Origin of the sequence: Gordonia sp. (in: high G+C Gram-positive bacteria) (assembly GCF_047606305.1) — a bacterium.
Lineage (GTDB): Bacteria > Actinomycetota > Actinomycetes > Mycobacteriales > Mycobacteriaceae > Gordonia.
Map to the genome: position 1 here is coordinate 1 of NZ_JASGER010000011.1, position 24,881 is coordinate 24,881.

The window sequence follows — 24,881 nt, forward strand, 5'->3', positions numbered from 1 at the left end:
CCGCCGCACCCGCCCCGGCCGCGCCCGCGACGCCGGCCGCGCCGGCGACCGAGGCCCCGGCCACCGAGGAGTCCGGCAACTCTGGCCCGTATGTGACCCCGCTGGTCCGCAAGCTGGCCGCCGAGAACAACGTCGACCTGTCCACGATCACCGGCACCGGCGTCGGTGGACGCATCCGCAAGCAGGACGTCCTCGCCGCGGTGTCGGGGGGCGGAACCGCCGCACCGGCCGCCGCCGCTCCCGCAGCCGCTGCCGCACCGGAGATCCGGCCGGAACTGGCCGCACTGCGCGGCACCACCGCCAAGGTGAACCGGATCCGCGAGATCACCGCCGCCAAGACGCTCGAGTCGCTGCAGACCAGCGCCCAGCTGACCCAGGTCCACGAGGTCGACATGACCAAGGTCGCCGCGCTGCGGGCCGACGCGAAGGCGTCGTTCAAGGAGAAGGAGGGTACGAACCTGACGTACCTGCCGTTCTTCGCGAAGGCCGTCGTCGAGGCGTTGAAGGTCCACCCGAACATCAACGCCAGCTACAACGACCAGACCAAGGAGATCACCTACCACGGCGCAGTCCACCTGGGCATCGCCGTCGACACCGAGCAGGGCCTGCTCTCCCCGGTGATCCACAACGCCGACGACCTCTCGCTGGCCGGTCTGGCCCGCGCGATCGCCGACATCGCGGCCCGCGCCCGCTCGGGCGGCCTCAAGCCCGACGAGCTGGCCGGCGGCACCTTCACCATCACGAACATCGGCAGCCAGGGCGCCCTGTTCGACACGCCGATCCTGGTCCCGCCGCAGGCGGCGATGCTGGGCACCGGCGCGATCGTCAAGCGCCCCGTCGTCCTGAGCGACGACGACGGCACCGAGTCGCTGGCGGTCCGGTCGATGGCCTACCTGCCGCTGACCTACGACCACCGGCTCATCGACGGTGCCGACGCCGGCCGCTTCGTCACGACCGTCCGCAAGCGCCTGGAGGCCGGGGAGTTCGCCGCCGACCTCGGGCTTTAACCGCCGATGCGCGTCCTCGTCGCCGGCGCATCGGGGCTGATCGGATCAGCCCTGGTGGGTTCCCTGCGCGGCAACGGCGCCGACGTCGCCCGGTTGGTCCGCCGCGAGGCGCGCCAACCCGATGAGTTCAGCTGGGACCCGGAGGGTTTCGGCGTGCCCGACGAAGCGCTCGAGGGCGTTGACGCGGTCGTCTCCCTCGGTGGCGTCGGAGTCGGCGACCGGCGCTGGAGCGGCCACTTCCGCCAGGAGTTGCGGGACTCGCGGATCACCCCGACGCAGGTGCTCGCCGATGCGATCGCCGACTCGGACGTCGGCGTCTTCCTGTCCGCCAGCGCGACCGGCTTCTACGGCGACACCGGCGACCGGGAGACGACAGAGGGCGACGGCCCCGGCGCCGGATTCCTCGCCGATCTCGCCGTCGACTGGGAGGCCGCGGCGCAGCCGGCCGCCGCACAGGCCCGCGTCGCACTGCTGCGGACCGGCCCGGTGCTCTCCCCCAAGGGCGGCTTCCTCGCCAAGCTCCGACCGTTGGTGAAGGCCGGACTGGGCGGGCGCCTCGGCAACGGGCGCCAGTTCCTCCCGTGGATCTCCCTGCGCGACGAGGTCGCCGCGATCGAGTACCTCCTCGACCACGACATCAGCGGTCCGGTGAACCTCACCGCACCCATCCCGGTGCGCTTTGGCGAGTTCGTCTCCACCTACGGCACCGTCCTGCACCGGCCCACTCGTCTGGCCGTGCCGGCGGCAGCCCTGCGATTGGTGGGCGGCGACATGGCCCGGGAAATGATTTTGGGGTCCGCGCGCGTTGTACCCAAGGTGCTGACCGATTCCGGGTTCGAATTCACCGACGCCACCCTCCTCGACGCCCTGACGTGGACGAGGTGAGGACGTGACGACCGCATCCCTGCGCCGCGACGCCGCCCCCCTGGAGGTGCGCCGGCTCGGCACCGTCGACTATCGCACCGCCTACGACCGGCAACACGAACTGGCCGAAGCGCGCGCGACCGGCGAGCTCGACCACGACGTCCTGCTCCTGCTGGAGCACCCGTCGACCTACACCGCCGGCAAACGCACCGAGGTCACCGACCTGCCCACCGACGGCTCGGAGGTGATCACCGTCGACCGCGGCGGCCGGATCACCTGGCACGGCCCCGGCCAACTCGTCGGCTACCCCATCGTCGCGCTCGCCGAGCCGCTCGACGTCGTCGAATACGTGCGTCGCATCGAAGAAGCCCTGATCGGCGTCTGTGCCGGACTCGGCGTCGTGACCGGCCGCGTCGACGGCCGCTCCGGCGTCTGGCTCGACGGCGGTCCCGGGTCGACCGACCCCGCTCGCTCCGCTCCCGGCGGTCAGCGCAAGATCGCCCAGATCGGCATCCGCGTCGCCAAGGGCGTCGCCCTGCACGGCTTCGCACTGAACGTCGACCCCGACCTGAGTGCCTTCGACGCCATCGTGCCGTGTGGCATCGCCGACGCCGGCGTGACGTCGCTGGCCCGCGAGACCGGTCGCCCGGTCAGCGTCGACGACGTCACCGAGGACGTCGCCGACGCCGTCGCCCATTGGCTCGACACCCCGCTGGGCTCGCCCCGGCCCATCACCGCCCACCACGCTGCCCAAGGATCACTGTGACCAGCCCCGCCTCCTCCGGAAACCAGGCCCCCGACGGCCGCAAACTGCTACGGCTGGAGGTGCGCAACGCGCAGACGCCGATCGAGCGCAAACCCAAGTGGATCAAGACCCGCGCCACGATGGGCCCGGAGTTCACCGACCTCAAGGGCCTGGTCAAGCGCGAAGGCCTGCACACGGTGTGCGAGGAGGCCGGGTGCCCCAACATCTACGAGTGCTGGGAGGATCGGGAGGCGACGTTCCTGATCGGCGGCGAGCAGTGCACCCGGCGCTGCGACTTCTGCCAGATCGACACCGGCAAGCCCGCCGAACTCGACCGCGACGAGCCGCGGCGCGTCGCCGAGAGCGTCGCCGCGATGGGACTGCGCTACTCGACGATCACCGGAGTCGCCCGCGACGACCTGCCCGATGAGGGCGCCTGGCTGTACGCCGAGACGGTGCGCAAGATCCACGAGCTCAACCCGGGCACCGGCGTGGAGAACCTCATCCCCGACTTCCACGCGAAGCCGGACCTGCTGGCCCAGGTCTTCGAATCGCGCCCCGAGGTCCTCGCGCACAACCTCGAGACGGTGCCGCGCATCTTCAAGCGGATCCGACCGGCGTTCCGCTACGAGCGCTCCCTGGACGTGCTGACCCAGGCCCGCGACTTCGGGCTCGTCACCAAGTCGAACCTGATCCTCGGCATGGGCGAGACGACCGAGGAGGTCCGCTCCGCGCTGGTCGACCTGCATGAGGCGGGCTGCGACATCGTGACCATCACCCAGTACCTGCGACCCTCGCCGCGCCACCACCCGGTGGAGCGGTGGGTCAAGCCCGAAGAATTCGTCGAGCTCTCCGACTTCGCTACCGGCCTCGGGCTCGCCGGCGTCATGGCCGGGCCGTTGGTGCGTTCCTCCTACCGCGCCGGTCGGCTCTACGCCCAGGCGATGGCCCGCCACGGTCGGCCGCTGGCGCCGGCGATGGCCCACCTGGCGGAGGAGTCCTCGGCCCACCAGGAGGCATCGAGCCTGCTCGCCCGGCTCGACAGTAAGGTGTAGGTCATGGCCAAGACGTCGGGCAAGCAACCTGTGGACAAAGAGGCGAAGGCCGCTGCGAAGAAGGCGCGCAAGCAGGCCTCCAAGGAACGTCGCCAGCAGCTCTGGCAGGCGTTCCAGATGCAGCGCAAAGAGGACAACCGCCTCATCCCGTACATGGTGGGCGTCTTCCTACTCGCCGTGGCCGTCGCGGTGGGCATCGGCTTCCTGATCGGCCAGCCGTACCTCATGATCCCGATCGGGATCATGCTCGGCCTGCTCCTGGCGTTCATCCTGTTCGGGCGGCGCGTGCAGAAGAGCGTCTACACCAAGGCCGACGGCCAACCCGGCGCTGCCGGTTGGGCGCTGACCAACATGCGCGGCACCTGGCGCATCGAGCAGGCGGTCGTCGGCACGACCCACCTGGACGCCGTGCACCGCGTCATCGGCAAGCCGGGCGTCATGCTGGTCGGCGAGGGCAACCCGAACCGGGTCAAGGGCCTACTCAACCAGGAGAAGAAGAAGATCGCGCGCGTCGTCGGCGACACCCCGATCTACGTCATCCAGGTCGGCAACGACGACGGCCAGGTCGAGCTGAGCAAGCTCGAGAAGCACCTGAACAAGCTGCCGAAGAACATCACCAACAAGCAGGTCGACGCACTCGAGGCGCGTCTGGCCGCGCTCGGCAACCGCAAGGGCGGCGCCGCCCTGCCCAAGGGCCCGCTGCCGCAGGGCGCCAAGGTGCGCAACATTCAGCGCACCGCACGCCGCCGCTGAGCCAGGTCCGCACACCCCTGCACGATCCGCCGGGCCGTCGCCGGTGCGACGGTGAACCAGGTGGCGCCGTCGGCGGCGGTGGACGGAATCGTCACCGCGTCACCCCGCGTCGAGCAGAAGACCGCCACCGCACCCGGCAACACGCGTCCCGCCTCGTCCTGGGCGACGATCTCCGCGCACGCCGACGCCCCGCCGAGCACACCGGCCAACGTCGCCGCATCGGTGCCGCCGGCACCGGCGTTGTGCAGTGCGGTCACCACGTCGGCCGCGTCGTGCGCGCCGTCCAATCTGGGCAACAGATCGCCGGCACGAACCCGCACCGACCCGCATCGGACCGGACCGGTCAGCGGCAGCGCGTCCACCAGCGCCGCGGGATCGTCCGACTCGATCCGTCGCATCTGCTCCCCCGGCGCCACGATGTGCGCGCAGAACACCACCGAATCCACGTCGGCGACGGTACCGACTGAGTAGGGTGGGCCGCAGTCACTTCGGGGGGAGGACTGCATGTCGGGGGACGTGTGCATCCAATCGGCGGTCGCCACGGCGCGAACGCTGTTCGCCGCGGGCCTGGAGGCCCTCGGATTCAGTTTCGACGGCCATCACATACCGGTGGACCGCGACTATGCGCTGCGGGCGTTTCGCCGCGCAACCCAGCTGGCCCCCGAGATGGGCGACGCCTGGCTCGGACGGATCGCGGCCGGCGACGACGCCCGGGCGACCGTGCTGGGGTGCTACCGCACCCGGTCGACGATCGGCGAGGAGCAGCAGCGCTTCGGACTGCCGCCGGGTTCGCTGCACGCCCGGTTCACCACCGGGCTGTACCTGGACTATCCGCTGTCCGACGCCACCGAGGCCGCCCTGGCCTATGCCTGTGCGGCCATCACCGCCGGTGACTATGACGGCGCCCAGGAGGCGCTCGAGTCCGCCCGGGACCGCCCGGCCACCGCGTTCGTACGGGCATTGCTCGGCTTCCGCACCGCGCGCTGGCCCGACGTCCTCGCGGTCGTCGACCAGACCCGCACGGCCGACGACGAGAACCTGCGCGCGGTCGCCGCACTGATGGCCGGTACCGCGTGCGCGCAGCTGGGCATGTTCGACGAGGCGCTGCGGCGCCTGGAAGCGGCCGACGCCGGACCGGTGCCCGGCGCGGCCTTGGCCGCCCGCTTCACCCGCGGGATGTGCCTGCGCGAGCTCGGTCGGGCGGACGAGGCCAAAGCGCTGTTCGAACAGGTCTACGCGGCCTCGCCCGACTTCACCGACGCCGCGACCGCCCTGCGCAACCCCGGGTACCGGCTCGTCGTCACCACCGCCGAGCGGATCGCCGCGCGCACCGACCGGTGGGATCCCGACTCGGTCCCCGAGGAAACGTCGACGGCCGGCGATGACCGGGTCGTCACCGAAGCGGTCGCCGAGCTCGACCGTCAGATCGGGCTGACCGGCGTCAAGGAGCAGGTGAGCAGGCTGCGGGCCGCCGCATCACTGGCCCGCGTGCGCGCCGCTAACGGGCTGGCCGCCGAATCGCGCAGCCAGCACCTGGTCTTCACCGGCCCGCCCGGCACGGGCAAGACGACGATCGCGCGCATCGTCGCCAAGCTCTTCCACGGACTGGGCGTGCTCGCCACCGACCGGGTCGTGGAGGCCTCGCGCCGCGACTTCGTCGGCGAGCACCTCGGTGCGACCGCGATCAAGACCGACGCGCTGATCGACCGCGCGCTCGACGGCGTCCTGTTCATCGACGAGGCCTACACGCTGATCGAAGACGGCCTGCACGGCGGCGACGTCTTCGGCCGGGAGGCGGTGGACACCCTTCTGGCGCGGATGGAGAACGACCGCGACCGGCTCGTCGTGATCATCGCGGGCTACGACGGCGAGATCGACCGCTTCCTGGCCGCCAACGAGGGATTGGCCTCGCGCTTCGCGCGGCGCATCGCCTTCGAGTCCTACTCCCCCGACGAGCTCGCCCGGATCGGCGCGGCCATCGCCGCCGGGCGCGACTCGACGCTCGCCCCGGGCGCGATCGCCCTGCTGCGGGAGCGCTGCACCCCGCTGTGCGATGCACTGGGCGTGAATCGCCACGGCCAACCGCAGCGCGGCATCGATGTCGCCGGCAACGGCCGCTTCATCCGGAACGTCGTGGAGACGGCCGAGGAGGAGCGCGAGTTCCGGCTCAGCGGCGGGTCGGTCGATCCGGCCGATCTCGACCGGGAGGCGCTCATGCGCATCGAGGCCGAGGATGTGGCGGCCGCACTCGACAAGGTGCTCGCGATGCTGCGCCTGACGGCCTAGCGGCTGCGCACGACCGCCGTCTGGGTGACGCGGTCGTGCAGTCCGCGACCGTTGTTGTCGTTGATCAGCGCCGGCACGATCACGACGATCAGCAGTTGGCGCACAACCGCGCGGATGATCCCGACGGCCGCGCGCATCTGCGCATTCGCGTCGGCGCCCAAATCGACCCGGATGACCCGCAGGCCGAGGGCGAACTGCCCGGGAGTGAAGCCGAAGAGTGTGACTGTTCCCACACCGACGACGAACCAGATGGCCAATTGGGGCAGCGAGGCGGCGTTGAAACGCGACTCGAGGGTCCCCGAACCGTCGACGAAGAGGAAGGCGACCGCGTAGGCCATCAACCAGTCGACGAAGAGTGCGGCGACTCGACGCGATCCCGGTGCCAGGCTGGCCGGGCCCGCCGACGGCAGGCCCAGGTCCTGACCTGGGTATTCGTTGTCCTTGGCGGCGACGTCGTCCACCCGCGGCCCGGAGAGCCACGACCCCGCCGCGCGTCGGTTCGGCTCTTGTCCCATACCGCCATCCTAGCGACGCCGCCGAGGGCGCATTCGCGGGTTCCCGACTGCCCCGAACCCCTCGTAGGCCATAGTGGTTAACGGTCCTCTCCGCGACCCGCACAGCGCCGTGCGTTGGTTAACACGGGAGAAACATGACTTTGACCGGAGGGCAACTTGCCCTCCATAACGTCAACGTCACTGCCAGACCCCTGGCGCAGTAGCCACCAGATCCCCCACGGCTACACACAAGTGAAGGAGTCACCGGACGGTGTATAAGAGCAAAGAAGAACTTCTCGAGGGCATCAAGAAGGAAAAGGTCGAGTACGTCGACATCCGCTTCTGCGACCTGCCCGGTGTGATGCAGCACTTCTCGATCCCGGCGTCGGCCTTCGACGAGTCGGTGTTCGAGGACGGCCTCGCCTTCGACGGTTCGTCGGTGCGCGGCTTCCAGTCCATCGACGAGTCGGACATGATGCTGCTGCCCGACCCCGCGACCGCGCGCATCGATCCGTTCCGCAAGGCCAAGACGATGAACGTGAGCTTCTTCGTCCACGACCCCTTCACGCGTGAGGCCTACAGCCGCGACCCGCGCAACGTCGCCCGCAAGGCCGAGGACTACCTGACCTCGACCGGCATCGCCGACACCTGCTTCTTCGGCGCCGAGGCCGAGTTCTACATCTTCGACTCGGTGTCCTACGGCTCGGAGATGAACGGCACCTTCTACAAGGTGGAGTCCGAGTCCGGCTGGTGGAACGCCTCGCAGCCCAACGACCCCGACGGCACCCCGAACCTCGGCTACAAGGTCCGCCCCAAGGGTGGCTACTTCCCCGTCGCCCCGTACGACCACTACGTGGACCTGCGCGACGAGATGTCGACGAACCTGATCAACTCGGGCTTCGAGCTCGAGCGCGGCCACCACGAGGTCGGCACCGCCGGCCAGGCCGAGATCAACTACAAGTTCAACACGCTGCTCCACGCGGCCGACGACGTCCAGCTGTTCAAGTACATCATCAAGAACACCGGCTGGCAGAACGGCAAGTCGGTCACCTTCATGCCGAAGCCGCTCTTCGGCGACAACGGCTCGGGCATGCACGCCCACCAGTCGCTGTGGAAGGACGGCAAGCCGCTGTTCCACGACGAGTCCGGTTACGCCGGCCTGTCGGATCTGGCCCGCTACTACATCGGCGGCATCCTGCACCACGCGCCGTCGCTGTTGGCCTTCACCAACCCGACGATCAACTCGTACAAGCGCCTGGTGCCCGGCTACGAGGCCCCGATCAACCTGGTCTACAGCCAGCGCAACCGCAGCGCCTGCGTGCGTATCCCGATCACCGGCAACAACCCGAAGGCCAAGCGCCTCGAGTTCCGCTGCCCGGACAGCTCGGGCAACCCGTACCTGGCGTTCGCGGCCATGATGATGGCCGGCTTGGACGGCATCAAGAACAAGATCGAGCCACACGAGCCGGTCGACAAGGACCTCTACGAGCTTCCGCCGGAAGAGGCCAAGTCGATCCCGCAGGCGCCGACCTCGCTCGCCGCCGTGATCGACCGCCTCGAGGAGGACCACGAGTACCTCACCGCCGGTGGCGTGTTCACCGAGGACCTCATCGAGACCTGGATCGCCCTGAAGCGGGAGAACGAGATCCTGCCGACGCAGATCCGTCCTCACCCGTACGAGTTCCAGCTCTACTACGACTGCTGACCCGCGAGGGTGCGCGACCGGATTGCTGATCTCGATCGCTCAAATCCAACACGGCGCTACAACCTCCAACCCGATCCGGTGTTGGAAACCGTAGCGCCGTGTTGGATTCTTGCGGATCAGGCCACGGCCTCGTCCCGCACCGGGACCTGGGCACCGGCACGGCCCCACAGCGCCCAGCCGGCGAGCAGCGCGGTCGCGACCAGCACCGCCGCACCGACCCACGCCGCGGCAGACAGGCCGTCGACGAACGCGGAGCGCGCCTGTGCGACCAACTGGTCGCCGCGATCACCGACCACGTCGTGCGCGGTGGCCAGCGCGCCGGCCAGGCTGCGGCCGGCCGCGGTACCGGCGAAGTCGGCGTCGTGGAAGGACATCCGGTACACCGCGTTGAGCACACTGCCGAGGATCGCGATGCCGAAGGCACCGCCGAACTCCCCCGACGTCTCGAGCAAGCTCGACGTCGCACCTGCCCGGCCGGCCGGCGCGACTCCGACGATGTAGTCGGCGATCACCGACGACACCGCGACCGTCCCGCCCGCCAGCGCGGTCGCGCCGACGAGGACGACCGCCAGCGAGTGCGTGGTGGTGAGCGCCGCGATGACCGCGAAGCCCGCCGCAGCGGTCAGCAGACCGATGACGATGACCGGTGGTCGGCCAAAGCGCACCGATCCGGCTGCGGCGGCCGGAGCCGCCGCAGCGATGAACACCGACGGCAGCACGCTCCACAGCGCCGCGGACAGCGGTGAGTAGCCGAGCACCGATTGCAGGTATTGGGTCATCATGATCGCGTTGCCCAGGATCGCGAACATGGCGACGACGTTGATCCAGATCGAGACCGCGAACCGCCGGTCGGCGAACATGGAGATGTCGACCAGCGGCTGGGCCAGGTGACGCTGTCGCCAAACGAAGAGCCCACCGACGATGACGCCGCCCGCGATCAGCAGCAGCCACGAGACCGACCACCCGTCGGCGGCCAACTTCTTGATGCCCTCGATGACCGGCAGGATCGTCCCCAGCGCGAGGACGGCGCTCACGACGTCGACGCGCCGGTCGGGGTCGCCGGTGTCCCCGGGCAGCAGGATCGGCGCGACGAGGAGCAGGGCCACCATGACCGGCACGTTGATCAGGAACACCGAGCCCCACCAGAAGTGCTCGAGCAGCAGACCGCTGATGATCGGGCCGACGGCGACTCCCCCGGTGAACACGGCACTCCAGGTGGCGACCGCCTTGGCGCGCTGGGCCGGGTCGTCGAACAGGTGACGCACCAGCGCGAGCGTCGACGGCATCAGCGTCGCACCGCCGACCGCCAGCAGGGCCCGCGCGCCGATGAGCATCGCCGGTGACACCGCGAAGGCGGCGCCGACGGAGGCGACGCTGAAGGCGACCGCGCCGATCATCAGCAGGCGACGGTGCCCGATCCGATCGGCCAACGAGCCCATCGTCAACAGCAGCCCGGCGAGGACGAAGCCGTAGACGTCGAAGATCCACAACTGCTGTTCGGCGGTCGCGTGCAGATCCTCGGCGATGAACGGCGCCGCGAAGAACAAGACCGATACGTCCATCGAGACGATCAGCATCGGCAGGCACAGCGCGACCATGCCGGCCCAGGGGGAACGTGGTGACGACATCGCCACTCCTAACTATCTACGACCAATACTGTTTATGACAGATACTGATGTTAGGACTGTTCTGTGTATAACGCAAGCAGTAACCCGCTAGCATGGGGGCATGACGTCATCGCGCAGCGCGCTGCCCCGGTACCTGCAGCTCATGTGGGGCATCGACGAGGGCACCCGCCGCGGTCCCAAGCCGAAGCTGACCATCGGCGACATCGGAGGAGCCGCCGCCGCCATCGCCGACGCCGACGGCCTCGGCGCGGTCTCGATGAAGGCCGTCGCCGATCGCCTTGGCGTGACGCCGATGTCGCTCTACCGGTACGTAGAGTCCAAGGAGGACGTCTACGAGTTGATGGTCGACGACGGGTACGGCGCGCCGCCGGCCGACCTGTTCGCCGGCCGGGACGCCTGGCGGGAGCGGATCACCGCCTGGTCGATGGGCGTCGTCGACCGACTCCTCGCCCATCCGTGGGTCACCGAGCTGCCGATGCTCCGGCCGCCGGCCGGCCCCAAGACCCTGCTCTGGACCGACCGGGGCATCGCCGCCCTCGACGGCACCGGGCTGCCCGACGGCGAGCGGATGTCGACCCTGCTGCTGATCTCCGGCTTCATCCGCAACCACGTGCGGATGTCGGCCGAGATGGGCGCCTTCGACGCCGATCGGCCGTCCAGCGCCGACCACTACGGGATCGTGCTCGCCGAGGTCGTGGACGCCGAGCGCTACCCCGACCTGAGCCGGGCCGTCGCCGCGGAGTACCTCGACGACGACGGGGAGGACTTCTTCGCCGACGAGCTGCGCTTCGGCCTCGACCTCATCCTCGACGGCGTCGCGGCGCGGATCGACCGGGCCCGCTGATCCGCCCCGCCCTCCCCATGCTCTGTTAGGTTGGGGCGCATGCGCAAAGCCACCCTGATCTCCACCGCCGCCCTGTCCGCCACCGCCCTCCTGTTGGCCGGCTGCGGCTCGAAGAACGAGGACAAGGCTGGCGACGCGACCACCTGCCCGAGCGCGGCCGCCCCCACCGACGGCAAGGTCGCCTGGACGTTGCCGGGCATGACCGGTCAGATCAAGATCGTCGCCCCCACCGCCGCGCACTCGCCCGGGGTCACCGTCCAGGCACCGTTCACCGTCGGCAAGACGACCGTGCAGACGCTCACCGAGGGCAAGGGCGAGGCCATCAAGCTCGAGGACACCGTGTCGGTCTGCTACATGGGCGTCAACGGCCGAGACGGCAGCGTCTTCGACAGCGCCTACCAGCGCGGCGCACCCACGCCCTTCCCGCTCACCAACGTGGTGCCGGGCTTCCAGAAGGCCATCGTCGGGCAGAAGCCCGGTGCAACGGTGGCCGTCGCGATGACGCCGGCCGATGGTTACGGGCCGATGGGCGGACAGCCCGACGCGCACATCCAGGCCGACGATTCGCTGGTCTTCGTCCTGCAGATCAAGGGCCTCGAGGCGGCTGAGACCCCCGAGTAGCGCTCAGCGCTCCAGCGCGGCGAACAACCCCTGGTTGAACTCGAAGGCACGAACCGCCTCGGCGGTCAGCCGGTCCACGTCGGCGGCGTCCAGTTCGAGTGCGTCGAGCCGGGCCCGATACTCGTCCTTGTACCGCTTGAGCTTGTCGATGCCGTCGAACCGGTAGAAGGTCAGCGCCTCGTCGGGGACCCCGTACAGGTTGCGCATCCGGCTGGCGATGATCTGGCCGCCGGACAGGTCGCCCAGATAGCGCGTGTAATGGTGGGCGACGAACCGCGCCGGGTCCTCGACCGACGACTCGATGGCCGCGACGTACTCGGCGGTCACCGGCAACGGCTGCAGCTGCTGCGGGTCGACGCCGAGGGCGCGCAGGTCGGCGGTCAACGCGGACTCCCGGTCGAGTCGCTCGTCCAGGACGGCGTCGGCTACACGGTCGCCGGACAGTCGGCGGCCGGTTGATTCGAGTGCACGGTAGACGAACAGCAGCTGGCCGACCAGGGCGGCATAGGCCGGTGCGCCGAGGTTGCCGTCCATCAGGTCGGTGACGAAGGCCGACCGCTCGGCGCTCTCGTGCGCACGTGCGGTCGCCTCGCGGAGCACGTCCGAGGTGAGCGGAGGGCGGGTCGCTGCGGCAGGCATGGCCCGAATACTACCCGCCCGCATTGAGGCAACCCTAAGTTGTGGCGGAAACCACCGCCGGTCACACCGGCGCGAGCGTGGCCACCAGGACTCGGTGGTCGGCACCGGGCAGACGGTAGGTTCGGACGTCGCGCGCGACGAAGCCCCGACTGATGACGTGGTCGATCCCGACGAGGGGGCCGATGGCCCGATCGGTCGGATAGGTCGGCAGCCAGCCCGCCCCGGCCTGATCGGTCGCGTCGGCGATGCCGCCGGTCAGCAGGTCCCGGTAGTGCTTGTGGTCCCAGGTGGCGTTGAAGTCGCCGACGGCGATCATGCGCCCGGCGGGCAGGGCCGCCACGTGCCCGCGCAGGACGCCCAGGTCCTTCACGGCGATCTCCCCGTACCCGGCCCCGGGGATCGGCGCGCCGGAGTGGACCGCGAGCACATGGGTGCCCGCGGCGCCCGGAAGGTCGGTGACCGCGCCCAGGTTGTGCAGGACCATGTTCGGCAGCGTGACCTGCTCGCGCAGCGGCCCGCGACTGAGCAGGACCGTGCCGACCGCGCCGCGTCCCGGCACGGCGTACACGTTGGGCAACGCGGTGGTGATCGACGAACTCTCCACGCGGGTCAGCGCCTCGGGGGTGACCTCCTGCAGGCTCACAACGTCGGGTTTGACGTCGGCGACGAGCCGGGCGAGCTCGGCGACGTCGGCGCCGCCCATCGTCAGGTTCGACGACAGCACCGTGATCGTCGGCGCGCTCGCCGCGGGGGCGGGGGCCGACCGCCACAGCGGCAGCTGGGTGAACAGGAGCGCCCCGACCACGATCGCCGCGAGACCGACCAGGATCCACCGGCGCAGGCAGGCGAACACCAGGACGGCCGCCGCCGTGGTCAACACGGCCAGCGGGACCGCACTCGTCGGATAGATCGTCAGATTGGAACTCGACGGGAGGTAGTGCAGCACGACCGCGAACACACCCACCACGAGCAGCAGTAGCCCGACCACCAGTCCGCCGATGCGGAACACCTTGCCGATCATCCTGATCACCCTATCGGTGACGGACTCAGGCGCCGAACACCTCGGTGACGACCGCCTTGGCGCGTCGGGTCACCCGAAGGTAGTTCTCCAAGAACTCCCCCGCCTCGTCGGCCGGCCACCCCGCGGCGAAGGCCACGGCCCGCAGCGCCGACCCCGGTCCGGGCAGCTCGTCGACGGGCTTGCCGCGCACCAGGACGAGGGCGTTGCGCGCCTTCGTCGCGGTGAGCCAGGCGTCGCGCAGCAGGTCGACCTGCTCCTGCGGCAACAGGCCGTCGGCGGCGATCGCGTCGAGCGATTCGAGCGTCGAGGTGTTGTGCAGGGACGGATGGTCGTGGGCGTGGCGCAGCTGGACCAGTTGGACCGTCCACTCGATGTCGGCGAGGCCGCCGCGGCCCAGTTTGGTGTGCAGCGCCGGATCGGCGCCGCGCGGCAACCGCTCGGCGTCGACGCGCGCCTTGATGCGGCGGATCTCGCGCACCGCCTCCGGGGAGACGCCACCGGCCGGATAGCGGATCTTGTCGGCCATGTGGAGGAACTCGATGCCCAACTCCTGGTCGCCGGCCACCTGGTGGGCTCGCAGCAGCGCCTGGATCTCCCACGGCTGCGCCCACTGGTCGTAGTACGCACGATAGGACGCCAGCGTCCGGACCACCGGCCCGTTGCGGCCCTCGGGCCGCAGGTCGATGTCGACCTCGAGCGGCGGGTCGGCGCTGGGGGTGCCGAGCATGGTGCGCACGTTCTCGGCGACGGACTGCGCCCACTTGAGGGCGACGGTCTCGTCATCGGCGGCACCGCCGGGAAGCGGGTCGCACACGAACATCACGTCGGCGTCCGAGCCGTAGCCCAGTTCGCCGCCGCCGAGGCGGCCCATGCCGATGACCGCGAGGCGGGCCGGTGCCTCCTCCCCCGGGGCGAGCGACTCCTTGATCACGACCTGCAGTGACGCGTCCAGCACCGCCGCCCACACCGACGACAGCGCCGCACAGACCTGCGGCACGTCCAGCATGCCCAGCACGTCGGCCGACGCGATCCGCGCCAGCTCGGCGCGCCGGTGCCCACGTGCGACGGCGACGGCCTGCTTGAGGTCGGAACGGCGCACGGTCGAGGCGATCAGGCCCTTGGCGACGTCGGCCGGATCGACCCCGACGAGCTTGGGTCCGTCGGCGCCGTCGGTGTACAGCTTGATGACCTCCGGTGCCCGCATGAGCAGTTCGGCGATATAGGCCGAGGTGCCCAGGACGTGCATGAGGCGCTGCGCGACCACCCCGTCGTCGCGGAGCAGGCGCAGGAACCACTCGGCGTCGACGAGCTCCTCGCACAGCCGCCGGTAGTTCAGCAAACCCGCGTCGGGGTCCGGCGTGCGGCTGAGCCATTCCAGCAGCGACGGGAGGATCAGCAGCTGGATCTGTCCGCGCCGGCCGGCGGTCGAGGCCAGCGCCTTGATGTGCCCGAGGGCGCGGTCAGGCTGTGCGTAACCGAGGGCGGCCAGCCGGCGCTCCGCCGATTCACTCGACAAGGTCAGCTCGTCGGCCTCGAACCGGGTCACCGACTCCAGCAGCGGGCGGTAGAACAACTTCTCGTGCAACTGCCGGATCCGCTGGCGCTGCTCGCGCAGTTCGACGCGCAGCACGCCCGCCGCGTCCAGGTCGCCGGTCGGGCGGATGTGCGCCGCCCGCGCGAGCCAGCGCATGGCGGCCGCGTCGTCCGGCTCGGGCAACACGTGCGTGCGCGCCATCCGCTGCAACTGCAGGCGGTGCTCGAGCAGGCGCATGAACTGATACGACGCGGACAGGTTCGCACCGTCGTTGCGGCCGACGTACCCGCGGGCGGTCAGCGCGGCCAGCGCGTCGACCGTCGACTGCACGCGCAGTGATTCGTCGACGCGGCCGTGCACCATCTGCAGCAGCTGGACCGCGAACTCGACGTCGCGCAGGCTGCCGCTGCCGAGCTTGAGGTTCCGTTCGCGCAGGTCGGCGGGGACGAGGGATTCCACGCGCCGACGCATGGCCTGCACGTCGACGACGAAGTCCTCCCGCTCGGCGGCGGTCCACACCAGTGGGGTGACCGCGTCGATGTACTCGTGGGCCAGCGCCATGTCGCCGCACATCGCGCGCGCCTTGAGCAGCGCCTGGAACTCCCAGGTCTTGGCCCATCGCTGGTAGTAGGCGACGTGACTCTCCAGCGTCCGGGTCAGCGCGCCGGCCTTGCCCTCGGGTCGCAGCGCCGCGTCGACCTCGAAGAAGGCGGCCGAGCCGATCCGCATGAATTCCCCGGCAATGCGCGCCGAGGCAGAGTCGGCCGGCTCGGCGACGAAGATGACGTCGACGTCGGAGACGTAGTTGAGCTCGCGGGCACCGCACTTGCCCATGGCGATGACCGCCAGGCGGGTCTCCAGCGGGTCGTCGCCGCACACCTGCGCGATCGCGACGGACAGCGCCGCCGTCAACGCGGCGTCGGCCAGGTCCGAGAGCAGCGCACCGGCCTCGGGCATGGCCAGGACCGGCTCGTCCTGCACGGTCGCGGCCACGTCGTGCGCGGCGATCACCAGGACCTGGTCGCGATAGGCGCGGCGCAGTTCGATGATCGCCTCGGGCCCGGTGATCCCGGCCCGGAACACCAGGTCGTCGGGACCCGCGGACGGATCGGGCCGCGCGTCGACCGAGCTGAGCATCGCGGTGCGCATCGCCACCGCGTCGGGCATCCCCGGTTCGACGAGCAGGCGCCAGGAGTCGGGTTCGGCGACGAGGTGGTCCCCCAGCGCGTCCGACGCCCCCAGCACGCCGAACAGTCGACCGCGGAAGCCGGTGTCGGAGGCGATCAGTCCGTCGATCTCCGACCACTGGTCGCCGACGGCCTCGCGCAGCCGGACCAGGGCCTTGAGCGCGAGGTCGGCATCCGGTGACCGCGACAGCGCCCACGCGACGTCGGCGCGCCCCTCGGTGTTCCAGCCGAGCAGCGCCAGGTTGGCCCCGGCCGACTCGTCGAGCAGCCCGAGCCGCCCGGTGCTGGGAACGGATCCGCGACGCATGCGCGCCCTACAGCGGCAGGTAGTTGCGCAGCTCGAACGGGGTCACGTAGCTCCGATAATCGGTCCACTCCGCCCACTTGTTGCGCAGGAAGTAGTCGAAGACGTGCTCGCCGAGCGCCTCGGCGACCAGTTCGGACTTCTCCATCTCGTTGAGCGCGTCGGCGAGACTGCCCGGCAGCTCCCGGTAACCCATGGCGCGGCGCTCACCGGGGGTGAGGGCCCACACATCGTCCTCGGCCTCTTCGGGCAGGTCGTAGCCCTCGGCGATGCCCTTGAGCCCGGCGGCCATCAGCACCGCGAACGTCAGGTAGGGGTTGCAGGCCGAATCGGGGCTGCGCACCTCCACGCGGCGCGACGACGACTTGTTCGGGGTGTACAGCGGCACCCGGACGAGCGCCGAACGGTTGGCCCGGCCCCAGGTCGCGGCCGTCGGGGCCTCACCGCCGTGGATGAGGCGCTTGTAGCTGTTGACCCACTGGTTGGTCACCGCGCTGATCTCCGGCGCGTGGTGCAGGATGCCGGCGATGAACTGCTTGCCGACCGGCGAGAGCTGCAGCGGGTCGTCCGGGTCGTGGAAGGCGTTCTCCTCGCCCTCGAAAAGGCTCATGTGCGTGTGCATCGCCGAGCCGGCGTATTCGCTGAACGGCTTGGGCATGAACGTCGCCGAGACGCCCTCGTTGATCGCGACCTCCTTGATGAGGTAGCGGAAGGTCATGACGTTGTCGGCCATCGACAGGGCGTCGGCGAAGCGCAGGTCGATCTCCTGCTGGCCGGGTGCGCCCTCGTGGTGGGAGAACTCCACCGAGATGCCCATCGACTCGAGCGCGTCGATCGCGTGGCGGCGGAAGTTGGGGGCCGCGTTGTGCACCGTCTGGTCGAAGTAGCCGCCCTGGTCCGCGGGCACCGGCTCGGCACCGTCGGTGGGCATGTCCTTGAGCAGGAAGAACTCGATCTCCGGGTGGACGTAGCAGGAGAAGCCCTTCTCGGCCGCCTTGTTCATCTGCCGGCGCAGCACCTGCCGCGAATCGGCCCACGACGGCGTCCCGTCGGGCATGACGACGTCACAGAACATGCGCGCCGAGTGGTGCCGCCCGTCGGAGGTGGTCCACGGCAGGACCTGGAAGGTCGAGGGGTCGGGCTTGGCGACCGTGTCGGCCTCGGAGACGCGGGAGAAGCCCTCGATCGCCGAGCCGTCGAATCCGATCCCCTCCTCGAAGGCGCCCTCGAGTTCGGCGGGGGCGATCGCGACCGACTTCAGATAGCCAAGGACGTCGGTGAACCAAAGCCGCACGAAGCGGATGTCACGTTCTTCGAGCGTCCGGAGCACGAACTCTTTTTGGCGGTCCATATTCGCCGAGCCTAGAAGCAACCTGTTACAGGCGTGTTACTTCTTGGGCTTTTGCCGACCGGCGGGGTGTGACCAAGCGCACGAAAAGCTCCACTGGCCCGGGCGGCCCGGCGGTGGGAGAATCAAAAGCGTCCATCATCAACCCGGGTACCCGATTTCGGGACTCGAGGCAGAAAAGAGACACGTCATGTCCGATGCACCCGTGTATGGCTCGACCGGCGACCAGCCCCGCCGCGCCACCCGCATCCAGCACCTCGCCCAGATGAAGGCCGACGGCCAGAAGTGGTCGATGCTGACCTGCTACGACTACTCCACCGCCGCGCGGTTCGACGAGGCCGGAATCCCGGTCCTGCTCGTCGGCGACTCCGGTGCCAACACCGTCTACGGCTACGACACCACCATCCCGGTCACGCTCGACGAGATGATCCCGCTGGTGCGCGCCGTGGTCCGCGGCGCCCCGCACGCGCTGGTCGTCGCCGACCTGCCCTTCGGCACCTACGAGGCCGGCCCGCAGCAGGCGCTCGAGTCGTCGGTCCGCTACTTCAAGGAGACCGGCGCGCATGCAGTGAAGCTCGAGGGCGGTGAGCGCGTCGCCGATCAGATCGCGACCCTGTCCGCGGCGGGTATCCCGGTGATGGCGCACATCGGCTTCACGCCGCAGAGCGTCAACGGTCTCGGCGGCTATCGCGTGCAGGGCCGCGGCGACGGCGCCGACCAGCTCATCGCGGACGCCATCGCGGTCCAGGAGGCGGGCGCCTTCGCCGTCGTCATGGAGATGGTGCCGGCCGAGCTCGCCGCCCAGATCACCCGCAAGCTCACCATCCCGACCGTGGGCATCGGTGCCGGCAACGAGACCGACGCCCAGGTCCTCGTCTGGCAGGACATGGCCGGGCTCACCAGCGGCAAGACCGCCAAGTTCGTCAAGCGCTTCGCCAACATCGGCGACGAGCTGCGCGACGCGGCCGCCGCCTACGCCGACGAGGTCGCCCGCGGCACCTTCCCCGGCCCCGAGCACAGCTACTGATCGGCGACGGTCTCTAGTCTGGGTGCATGCGCGAGCTGTACCCAGACATCGAACCGCACGACCACGGCTTCCTGGACGTCGGCGACGGCCAGGAGGTCTACTGGGAGGTCTCGGGCAACCCCGAGGGCAAACCGGTGGTCTTCGTGCACGGCGGACCCGGGGGCGGGACGTCGGGCATGCAGCGCCGCTTCTTCGACCCCGCCGGCTATCGGATCGCGCTGTTCGATCAGCGCGGCTGCGGGAAGTCGCGGCCGCACATCGCCGACGGGGCGGACCTGACGGTCAACACCACCGATCATCTGATCGCCGACATGGAGGTGCTGCGCGCCCACCTGGGCATCGACCGCTGGCAGGTGTTCGGCGGCTCCTGGGGCTCGACCCTGGCACTGGCCTACGCGCAGGCCCATCCGGATCGGGTGACCGAGCTGGTGTTGCGGGGGATCTTCCTGCTGCGGCGCGACGAGATCGACTGGTACTACAACGGCGGCGCGGCCCACATCTACCCCGACCGCTGGGAGGGGTACCTGGCGCCGATCCCACCCGATGAGCGCGACGGCGACCTGGTCGCCGCCTATCACCGACTCCTCACCGGCTCCGACCGAGAGCTCGCGCAGGAGGCTGCGCTGGCGTGGACGCGGTGGGAGTCCTCGACCAGCTACCTACTTCCCCGGACCGAGTCGGCCGAGGACGACCAGGCGCGGTTCGCGCTCGCCTTCGCGACCATCGAGAACCACTACTTCGTGAACCACGGCTTCCTGCGCGAGGGCCAGCTGCTCGAGAACGTCGGCGTCCTCGCCGACATCCCGGCGGTCATCGTGCAGGGACGCTACGACGTGGTCTGTCCGATGCGCAGCGCCTGGGACCTGCACCGCGCCTGGCCGTCGGCCGAGCTGACCATCATCGACGACGCCGGACACGCGTCGTTCGAGCCCGGCATCGTCGACGCCCTGGTCACCGCAACGGACCGCTTCGCCGACCGCTAGCGCGGACCGAACGGGTTGCCGCCGGGCGGCGGGCCGTACGGACCCGGCCGGCCGGGCGGCGGACCCGACGGCGGGCCGAATGGGTTGGCCGACGGACCCGGCGGCGGACCGGGCGGCGGCGGGGTCGTCGGGGGCCCGAAGGGGTTCGGCTGCTGCTGCGGCATCCCCGGGGGCGGGAAGCCGGCGAGCGCGGGCTGGGCTGGTCGGGACGACTTGCGCTTGAGGGCCCAGACCAGGACCGCGACCGCGCCGAGCACGATGATCCCGATCAGCGGGGCGAGCCACACCCACATGTTCAGCCCGCCGCTTTCGGCACCGGCGAGGCTCACGCCGTTCTTCCGCAGGTAGTCGCGCAGTTCGACGTTGTCGGTGATGAAGTTGAAGGCCTGGGTCTCCTGGCCGCTGGAGTCGCGCGTCACCCACGAGTTCGTGCCGACGACCTCACCCTTGCCGTTGATCGTCGGGCCGCCCGACATCCCTTTGCCCAGCGTGGAGGACACTTCGGTCTGGCCGACGCCGGCGTCGTTCTGCTGGCGCGAGGAGACCTTGCCGGCCTTGAACGACGGCTGCGGGAGGGTGGAGTCGTTCACGGTGCGCCGGATCTGGCCGGGGAAACCGATGCTGGTGATGTCCTCGCCGATCGCCGGGGCTGTCGCGGCGATGGGCAGTGCGACGAGTCCGGAGGGCGCGGCGCTCAGCTTCAGCACGGCGTTGTCGCCGTCCTTGAAGGTCTGGTAGTCGACGACCTGCGCGGGCGTCCAGTCGCGGATGATCTGGTGATCGCCGACCGGCTGCTTGACCCGCACCGACATCGACGGCTTGTCGCCCTCGCCACCGGCGCCGCGGACCTCCCAGCCCTCGCTGACCGCCCGGGCGGCGATCTGCTGGGCGGCCGGGACGTCGCCCATGATGGACAGGACGGCTTCCTTGCGGAACAGGTTCTTCATCGACTCGTCGCCGGTGTCGACGCAGTGCGCGGCCGTCGCGATGTAGCCGGCGGGGTCGACGACGTAGCCGGTGCAGGTGCTCTGGACCTTGAGCTCTTTCCAGCGCGCCCCGCTCTGCAACGGGATCTTCACCGAGGCGGTGATGTCCTGCACGAGGAACACCGTCGCCTTGTACGCGTGATCGATGGGGCTCTCGTCGGCCATGGCCGGACCGGCACCGGCCGAGACGCCGATGAGTGCCGCGGCGAGCACACCGGCGAGCCTTGCTGTCTTCGTCATTCCTCTGCCCCGTTTCAGACTGGGCGCCGGCCCGTGGGACCGGCTTGATTCGGCCCTGCCACCGTAGCCGACGCGGCCGTCGCGCGATGGATGCGCGTCGGCCGAATGACGCAGGGTGCGCGGGGCGAACGAGTCGGCCGATAAGCCGGATCCTGTCCCGCCGGAGGCGGGGGCGACCATCCATCTGGGCACACCGTCGCCGGGTGCCTCGAGCAGTCCACCCGCGGGCTCGGGCGAGCAGCCCTCGAACGCCCGCGCACCTGCACCGAATCGGTGCGGGCTTCGACCTTGCTCCGGGTGGGGTTTACCTAGCCGACGCGGTCACCCGCGCCGCTGGTGCGCTCTTACCGCACCGTTTCACCCTTACCGACTTGCGCCGGCGGTTTGTTTTCTGTGGCACTGTCCCGCGAGTCACCTCGGGTTGCCGTTAGCAACCACCCTGCTCTGTGGAGTCCGGACTTTCCTCGGCGCGCGGCGTGCCGGGAGACCGGTCGTTCCGCGCGACGCGGCCGCCTGGCCGACTCGTTCGCCCGTTCAGGGTACACGGACCCGCGCTAGGCCAGCGGGTAACTGCGCAGGTGAGACGTGTCGTTGACCAGTCGCCCGACGGAGCGATCGGTGCCGAAGTACTCCACCAGCGACACCGACGCGAGGTCGAGGTGCAGGCCGTAGAGCAACTCGGGGCCGACCCGCATCGCATCGCGCAGCAACGACTTGATCGGCGTGACGTGGCTGACGAGCACCACGGTGCGACCCGGGTGCTCCTCGACGATCGCCGCCCGCGCCTGGGCGACCCGCCGCGCGGTGTCGGCGAAGCTCTCCCCGTCGGGCGGTGCGACGGTCTCGTCGCCGACCCACGCGCGGTGCAGTTCCGGGTCGAGGGCGGCGGCCTCGGCGAACGTCAGGCCCTCCCACCGACCGAAGTCGGTCTCGATGAGGCGCTCGTCGACGGTGATCGGCAGTCCCGTCGCGGCGGCCAGCGGTGCCGCCGTCTGTCGCGTCCGTTGCAGCGGCGAGCAGATGATCGCGTCGATCGGCCAGTTCGCCAGGCGGGCCGCGGCTTTGCGGGCTTGGTCGGTGCCGAGTTCGGTCAGGGCGACGTCGTCGCGTCCGGAGTAGCGGCGGTCGACAGACAGCGGCGTCTGACCGTGGCGGAGCAGGACCAGCCGGGTGGACTCGGCCACGCCGGTCAGAGTCCGGACTCGTGGGTGCGGATGAGCAGCGCCCCGCACTCCTCGCAGCGCACGACCTCGTCCTCGTCGGCGGCGGCGATCTGCGACAGCGTGCCACGGTCCAGTTCCATGCGGCAGGCGCCGCAGCGGCGCTGGCGCAACAGCCCGGCGCCCGGTTTGCCGTGCGAGTGCTGACGGTCGTAGACGGTGACCAGCTCGGCGGGGGCCTCGGCGGCGATCGTGGCGCGCCGCTCTTGCAGGTCGGCGATCGAGGCGTCGAGGTCCTGGGCGGCGATGTCGCGCGATTCGGTGACGCGCGCGATTCGGGCCTGCAGGTCGTCGACCGCGGCCTCGGCGCGAGTCTTCTCCGCCGTGGTGGCCTCCTGCTGCTCCATCAACTCGAGCAGCTCGTCCTCGGCCACCGCGCGGCGGCGGGTGAGCCCGGACAGCTCGTGCTGCAGCTCCGACAGCGCCTTGGGGGCCATGCCGGCCTGGTTCAGCAACTGGGAGTCGTGTTCCTCGCGCGTGCGCATCCCGGAGATCTCGGTGTCGAGCCGCTTGTACTCGCGGTCCAGGTCTTGGGCGGCGATGTCGGCGCGGACCGCGTCGTCGCGTGCGACCCCGACCTGCTCGCCCAACTCGGCGATCTCCCGGTCCTCGGGCAGGTTGGCGCGCCGGTGGCGCAGCTTGGCCAGGTCGCCGTCGACCTCGGCCAATTCGAGCATGATCCGCTGTCGTCCCGCCGCCACCTTCATGGGAAGCGAGTCTAGCCGTGCGGCGCGGCGCTCAGCCCGAATGGATCGGTGGGCTGCTCGAACACCGTCGCCGGCACGCCGAGCCCGGCGATGAGCTCGGCGGTCGGCGCACACCACGGGAACTCGGTCGCCCAGTGGCCGGCGTCGATGAATGCCGGTCCACCGGCGCGCAACGACTCGTCGACGACGTGGTGGCGCAGGTCCCCGGTCAGGTACACGTCGGCACCCGCGCGGGCGGCCGCACCGATCAGCGAGTCGCCCGCCCCGCCGCACACCGCGACACGACGGATGCGGCGGTCGGGATCGCCGGCGGCGCGGATCCCCCACGGCGCCATCCGCAGCCGCCGACCGACAACGGCGACGAACCCGGCCAGCGTCGTCTCCTCGACGAGCTCGCCGACCCGCCCCAGGCCGATCCCCGAGGGCAGCGCGGCGAGCTCGAGGACGTCGAACGCGGGCTCCTCGTACGGGTGGGTTTGCCGGAGCGCCGCGTGGACCGCCGCGCGGGCCGACCGGGGCGCCACGACCTCGACGCGCGCCTCTTCGACCTGCGACACCCCGCCGACGGCGCCGATCGCCGGCCGGGCGCCGGGCAACGGTTCGAACTGACCCGTGCCCACGACCGTCCACGCGCAGTGGCGGTAGTCGCCGATCTCCCCCGCACCGGCGCCGAAGAGCCCCGCCCGGAGCGCGGGTGCGTCGTCGACCGGCACCATGACGACCCACTTGTCGAGCGGCCCGGTCGGCACCGGTTCCAGCGGAACGGTGTCGATCACGCCGAGGAGGTCCGCCAATGCGTCGGACACCCCGGGTCGGGCGCTGTCGGCGTTGGTGTGGGCGGTGTAGAGCGCACAGCCGGCGCGGATGAGCCGGTGGACCAGTGCGCCCTTCGGCGTTGACGCGGCGACCGTGTCCACCCCGCGAAGCAGCAGCGGGTGGTGCGCGACGACGAGGCCGCATCCACTCGACGCCGCCTCGTCGACGACCTCGGCGGTCACGTCGACGCACACCAGGACCCGCTCGACCGTCTCGGCCGGATCGCCGCAGACCAGGCCCACCGAATCCCACTCCTGCGCCAGCGTCGGCGGGAAGGCCGTCTCGAGCCGGGCGATGATGCTCGCCAGCGTCACGCTCTTCATATCGCGAGCGTACCGACCCGAGCGACCGGTTGCGGCCACCCGTAGGCTGGTGGGTGCCATGACCGACAAACTCCTCATCTGCGTGGTGTGCACCGGCAACATCTGCCGGTCGCCCATGGGACAGAACATCCTGCGCCACGCGCTGGAGCAGGCGGACCTGGCCGATCACGTGGACGTCGTCAGCGCGGGCACGAGCGGATGGCACGTGGGCCACCCGGCCGACAACCGCGCGCGGGCCGAACTCCTCGCCCACGGGTACCCCGACGGCCACGTCGCCGCCCAGTTCGGGCCCGAGCACTTCCCCGCCGACCTGATCCTCGCGATGGACTCCGACCACGTGCGCGCACTGGAGCGCAAACGCGTCGGCGATCGCGTGCGATTGCTGCGCAGCTTCGACCCCGCCTCCGATCCGGCCGACGACGTCCCCGACCCGTACTACGGCACCGAGGACGACTTCGCCCGGGTCCGCGAGCAGATCGAAGCCGCCGTCCCCGGAATCCTCGACTGGGTCCGCGCCGAGCTGCGCGAGTCCGACGCGGGCTGA

The 24,881-nt window shown here is 70.4% G+C and carries 23 protein-coding genes and 1 other RNA gene; 12 read left to right on the plus strand and 12 right to left on the minus strand.

The window, feature by feature from the left end; genetic code table 11:
• The 5 genes from sucB to QM634_RS01690 all read left to right on the plus strand — a co-directional run.
• Positions 1 to 1,007 (plus strand): 2-oxoglutarate dehydrogenase, E2 component, dihydrolipoamide succinyltransferase (gene sucB, locus QM634_RS01670; RefSeq protein WP_415041041.1); only part of this gene is annotated, 1,007 nt, incomplete at its 5' end.
• A 6-nt stretch (positions 1,008 to 1,013) separates the two neighbouring features.
• A complete protein-coding gene (locus QM634_RS01675; protein ID WP_415041042.1) occupies positions 1,014 to 1,892 on the plus strand; it encodes a TIGR01777 family oxidoreductase in 879 nt (292 codons plus the stop codon).
• A 4-nt stretch (positions 1,893 to 1,896) separates the two neighbouring features.
• Positions 1,897 to 2,637 carry a lipoyl(octanoyl) transferase LipB gene (gene lipB, locus QM634_RS01680; RefSeq protein WP_415041043.1) on the plus strand — a complete coding sequence of 247 codons (741 nt, stop codon included), beginning with the start codon at positions 1,897 to 1,899 and terminating at the stop codon, positions 2,635 to 2,637.
• Complete coding sequence (gene lipA, locus QM634_RS01685) at positions 2,628 to 3,671, plus strand: lipoyl synthase (RefSeq protein ID WP_415041130.1); 1,044 nt, start codon at positions 2,628 to 2,630, stop codon at positions 3,669 to 3,671. The genes lipB and lipA overlap by 10 nt, the downstream gene beginning before the upstream one ends.
• Before the next feature lie 3 nt (positions 3,672 to 3,674).
• Positions 3,675 to 4,424 (plus strand): DUF4191 domain-containing protein, encoded by a 750-nt coding sequence (locus QM634_RS01690; RefSeq protein ID WP_415041044.1) that lies wholly within the window; start codon positions 3,675 to 3,677, stop codon positions 4,422 to 4,424.
• Here the strand turns inward: QM634_RS01690 and QM634_RS01695 are convergent.
• Complete coding sequence (locus tag QM634_RS01695; RefSeq protein ID WP_415041045.1) at positions 4,400 to 4,870, minus strand: ESX secretion-associated protein EspG; 471 nt, start codon at positions 4,868 to 4,870, stop codon at positions 4,400 to 4,402. The two genes, QM634_RS01690 and QM634_RS01695, sit on opposite strands and share 25 nt — an antisense overlap.
• A gap of 58 nt (positions 4,871 to 4,928) precedes the next feature.
• Here QM634_RS01695 and eccA point away from each other — a divergent pair, with 58 nt between their 5' ends.
• Positions 4,929 to 6,710 (plus strand): type VII secretion AAA-ATPase EccA, encoded by a 1,782-nt coding sequence (eccA, locus tag QM634_RS01700; protein WP_415041046.1) that lies wholly within the window; start codon positions 4,929 to 4,931, stop codon positions 6,708 to 6,710.
• Here eccA and QM634_RS01705 read toward each other — a convergent pair.
• Positions 6,707 to 7,225 carry an RDD family protein gene (locus tag QM634_RS01705; protein WP_415041047.1) on the minus strand — a complete coding sequence of 173 codons (519 nt, stop codon included), beginning with the start codon at positions 7,223 to 7,225 and terminating at the stop codon, positions 6,707 to 6,709. The two genes, eccA and QM634_RS01705, sit on opposite strands and share 4 nt — an antisense overlap.
• Before the next feature lie 250 nt (positions 7,226 to 7,475).
• On the opposite strand from QM634_RS01705, the gene glnA (QM634_RS01710) reads away from it, so the two are divergent.
• Positions 7,476 to 8,909 (plus strand): type I glutamate--ammonia ligase, encoded by a 1,434-nt coding sequence (glnA, locus tag QM634_RS01710; protein ID WP_415041048.1) that lies wholly within the window; start codon positions 7,476 to 7,478, stop codon positions 8,907 to 8,909.
• Between the two features lie 116 nt (positions 8,910 to 9,025).
• Here glnA (QM634_RS01710) and QM634_RS01715 read toward each other — a convergent pair whose 3' ends face one another.
• Positions 9,026 to 10,537, minus strand: coding sequence for an MFS transporter (locus tag QM634_RS01715; RefSeq protein ID WP_415041049.1), 1,512 nt, complete (start codon positions 10,535 to 10,537; stop codon positions 9,026 to 9,028).
• A 100-nt stretch (positions 10,538 to 10,637) separates the two neighbouring features.
• On the opposite strand from QM634_RS01715, the gene QM634_RS01720 reads away from it, so the two are divergent.
• Together QM634_RS01720 and QM634_RS01725 are read left to right on the plus strand one after the other, a co-directional pair.
• The gene (locus QM634_RS01720) at positions 10,638 to 11,381 is read left to right on the plus strand and encodes a TetR/AcrR family transcriptional regulator (RefSeq protein WP_415041050.1); all 744 of its coding nucleotides are present in this window, start codon (positions 10,638 to 10,640) and stop codon (positions 11,379 to 11,381) included.
• Between the two features lie 39 nt (positions 11,382 to 11,420).
• Entirely contained in the window at positions 11,421 to 12,002 is a 582-nt protein-coding gene (locus QM634_RS01725) for an FKBP-type peptidyl-prolyl cis-trans isomerase (RefSeq protein ID WP_415041051.1), read from the plus strand.
• Between the two features lie 3 nt (positions 12,003 to 12,005).
• Here QM634_RS01725 and QM634_RS01730 read toward each other — a convergent pair whose 3' ends face one another.
• From QM634_RS01730 to glnA (QM634_RS01745), 4 genes are all read right to left on the minus strand, one after another.
• Positions 12,006 to 12,641, minus strand: a complete 636-nt coding sequence (locus QM634_RS01730; RefSeq protein WP_415041052.1) for a heme oxygenase (biliverdin-producing) — start codon at positions 12,639 to 12,641, stop codon at positions 12,006 to 12,008.
• Positions 12,642 to 12,702: 61 nt separating this feature from the next.
• Positions 12,703 to 13,662 (minus strand): endonuclease/exonuclease/phosphatase family protein, encoded by a 960-nt coding sequence (locus QM634_RS01735; protein ID WP_415041053.1) that lies wholly within the window; start codon positions 13,660 to 13,662, stop codon positions 12,703 to 12,705.
• A gap of 25 nt (positions 13,663 to 13,687) precedes the next feature.
• Complete coding sequence (locus QM634_RS01740; protein ID WP_415041054.1) at positions 13,688 to 16,690, minus strand: bifunctional [glutamine synthetase] adenylyltransferase/[glutamine synthetase]-adenylyl-L-tyrosine phosphorylase; 3,003 nt, start codon at positions 16,688 to 16,690, stop codon at positions 13,688 to 13,690.
• A 7-nt stretch (positions 16,691 to 16,697) separates the two neighbouring features.
• A complete protein-coding gene (gene glnA / locus QM634_RS01745; RefSeq protein ID WP_415041055.1) occupies positions 16,698 to 18,038 on the minus strand; it encodes a type I glutamate--ammonia ligase in 1,341 nt (446 codons plus the stop codon).
• Between the two features lie 187 nt (positions 18,039 to 18,225).
• Here glnA (QM634_RS01745) and panB point away from each other — a divergent pair, with 187 nt between their 5' ends.
• Both panB and pip read left to right on the plus strand, forming a co-directional pair.
• Positions 18,226 to 19,062, plus strand: a complete 837-nt coding sequence (gene panB, locus QM634_RS01750) for a 3-methyl-2-oxobutanoate hydroxymethyltransferase (protein ID WP_415041056.1) — start codon at positions 18,226 to 18,228, stop codon at positions 19,060 to 19,062.
• 26 nt (positions 19,063 to 19,088) lie between these two features.
• Positions 19,089 to 20,045: a prolyl aminopeptidase gene (gene pip / locus QM634_RS01755; protein WP_415041057.1), complete on the plus strand. Its 957-nt coding sequence runs from the start codon at positions 19,089 to 19,091 to the stop codon at positions 20,043 to 20,045.
• Here pip and QM634_RS01760 read toward each other — a convergent pair.
• The 5 genes from QM634_RS01760 to QM634_RS01780 form a co-directional block, all read right to left on the minus strand.
• A complete protein-coding gene (locus QM634_RS01760; protein ID WP_415041058.1) occupies positions 20,042 to 21,271 on the minus strand; it encodes a S1 family peptidase in 1,230 nt (409 codons plus the stop codon). The two genes, pip and QM634_RS01760, sit on opposite strands and share 4 nt — an antisense overlap.
• Positions 21,272 to 21,396: 125 nt before the next feature.
• Positions 21,397 to 21,796, minus strand: an RNA gene (gene rnpB, locus QM634_RS01765) — RNase P RNA component class A.
• 29 nt (positions 21,797 to 21,825) lie between these two features.
• Entirely contained in the window at positions 21,826 to 22,464 is a 639-nt protein-coding gene (locus QM634_RS01770; RefSeq protein ID WP_415041131.1) for a histidine phosphatase family protein, read from the minus strand.
• On the minus strand, positions 22,461 to 23,198 hold the full coding sequence (locus QM634_RS01775; RefSeq protein WP_415041059.1) for a zinc ribbon domain-containing protein: 738 nt from the start codon (positions 23,196 to 23,198) through the stop codon (positions 22,461 to 22,463). Before QM634_RS01775 ends, QM634_RS01770 begins: the two co-directional genes overlap by 4 nt.
• 11 nt (positions 23,199 to 23,209) lie before the next feature.
• Entirely contained in the window at positions 23,210 to 24,337 is a 1,128-nt protein-coding gene (locus QM634_RS01780; RefSeq protein WP_415041060.1) for a Nif3-like dinuclear metal center hexameric protein, read from the minus strand.
• 58 nt (positions 24,338 to 24,395) lie between these two features.
• On the opposite strand from QM634_RS01780, the gene QM634_RS01785 reads away from it, so the two are divergent.
• Positions 24,396 to 24,881 carry a low molecular weight protein-tyrosine-phosphatase gene (locus QM634_RS01785; protein WP_415041061.1) on the plus strand — a complete coding sequence of 162 codons (486 nt, stop codon included), beginning with the start codon at positions 24,396 to 24,398 and terminating at the stop codon, positions 24,879 to 24,881.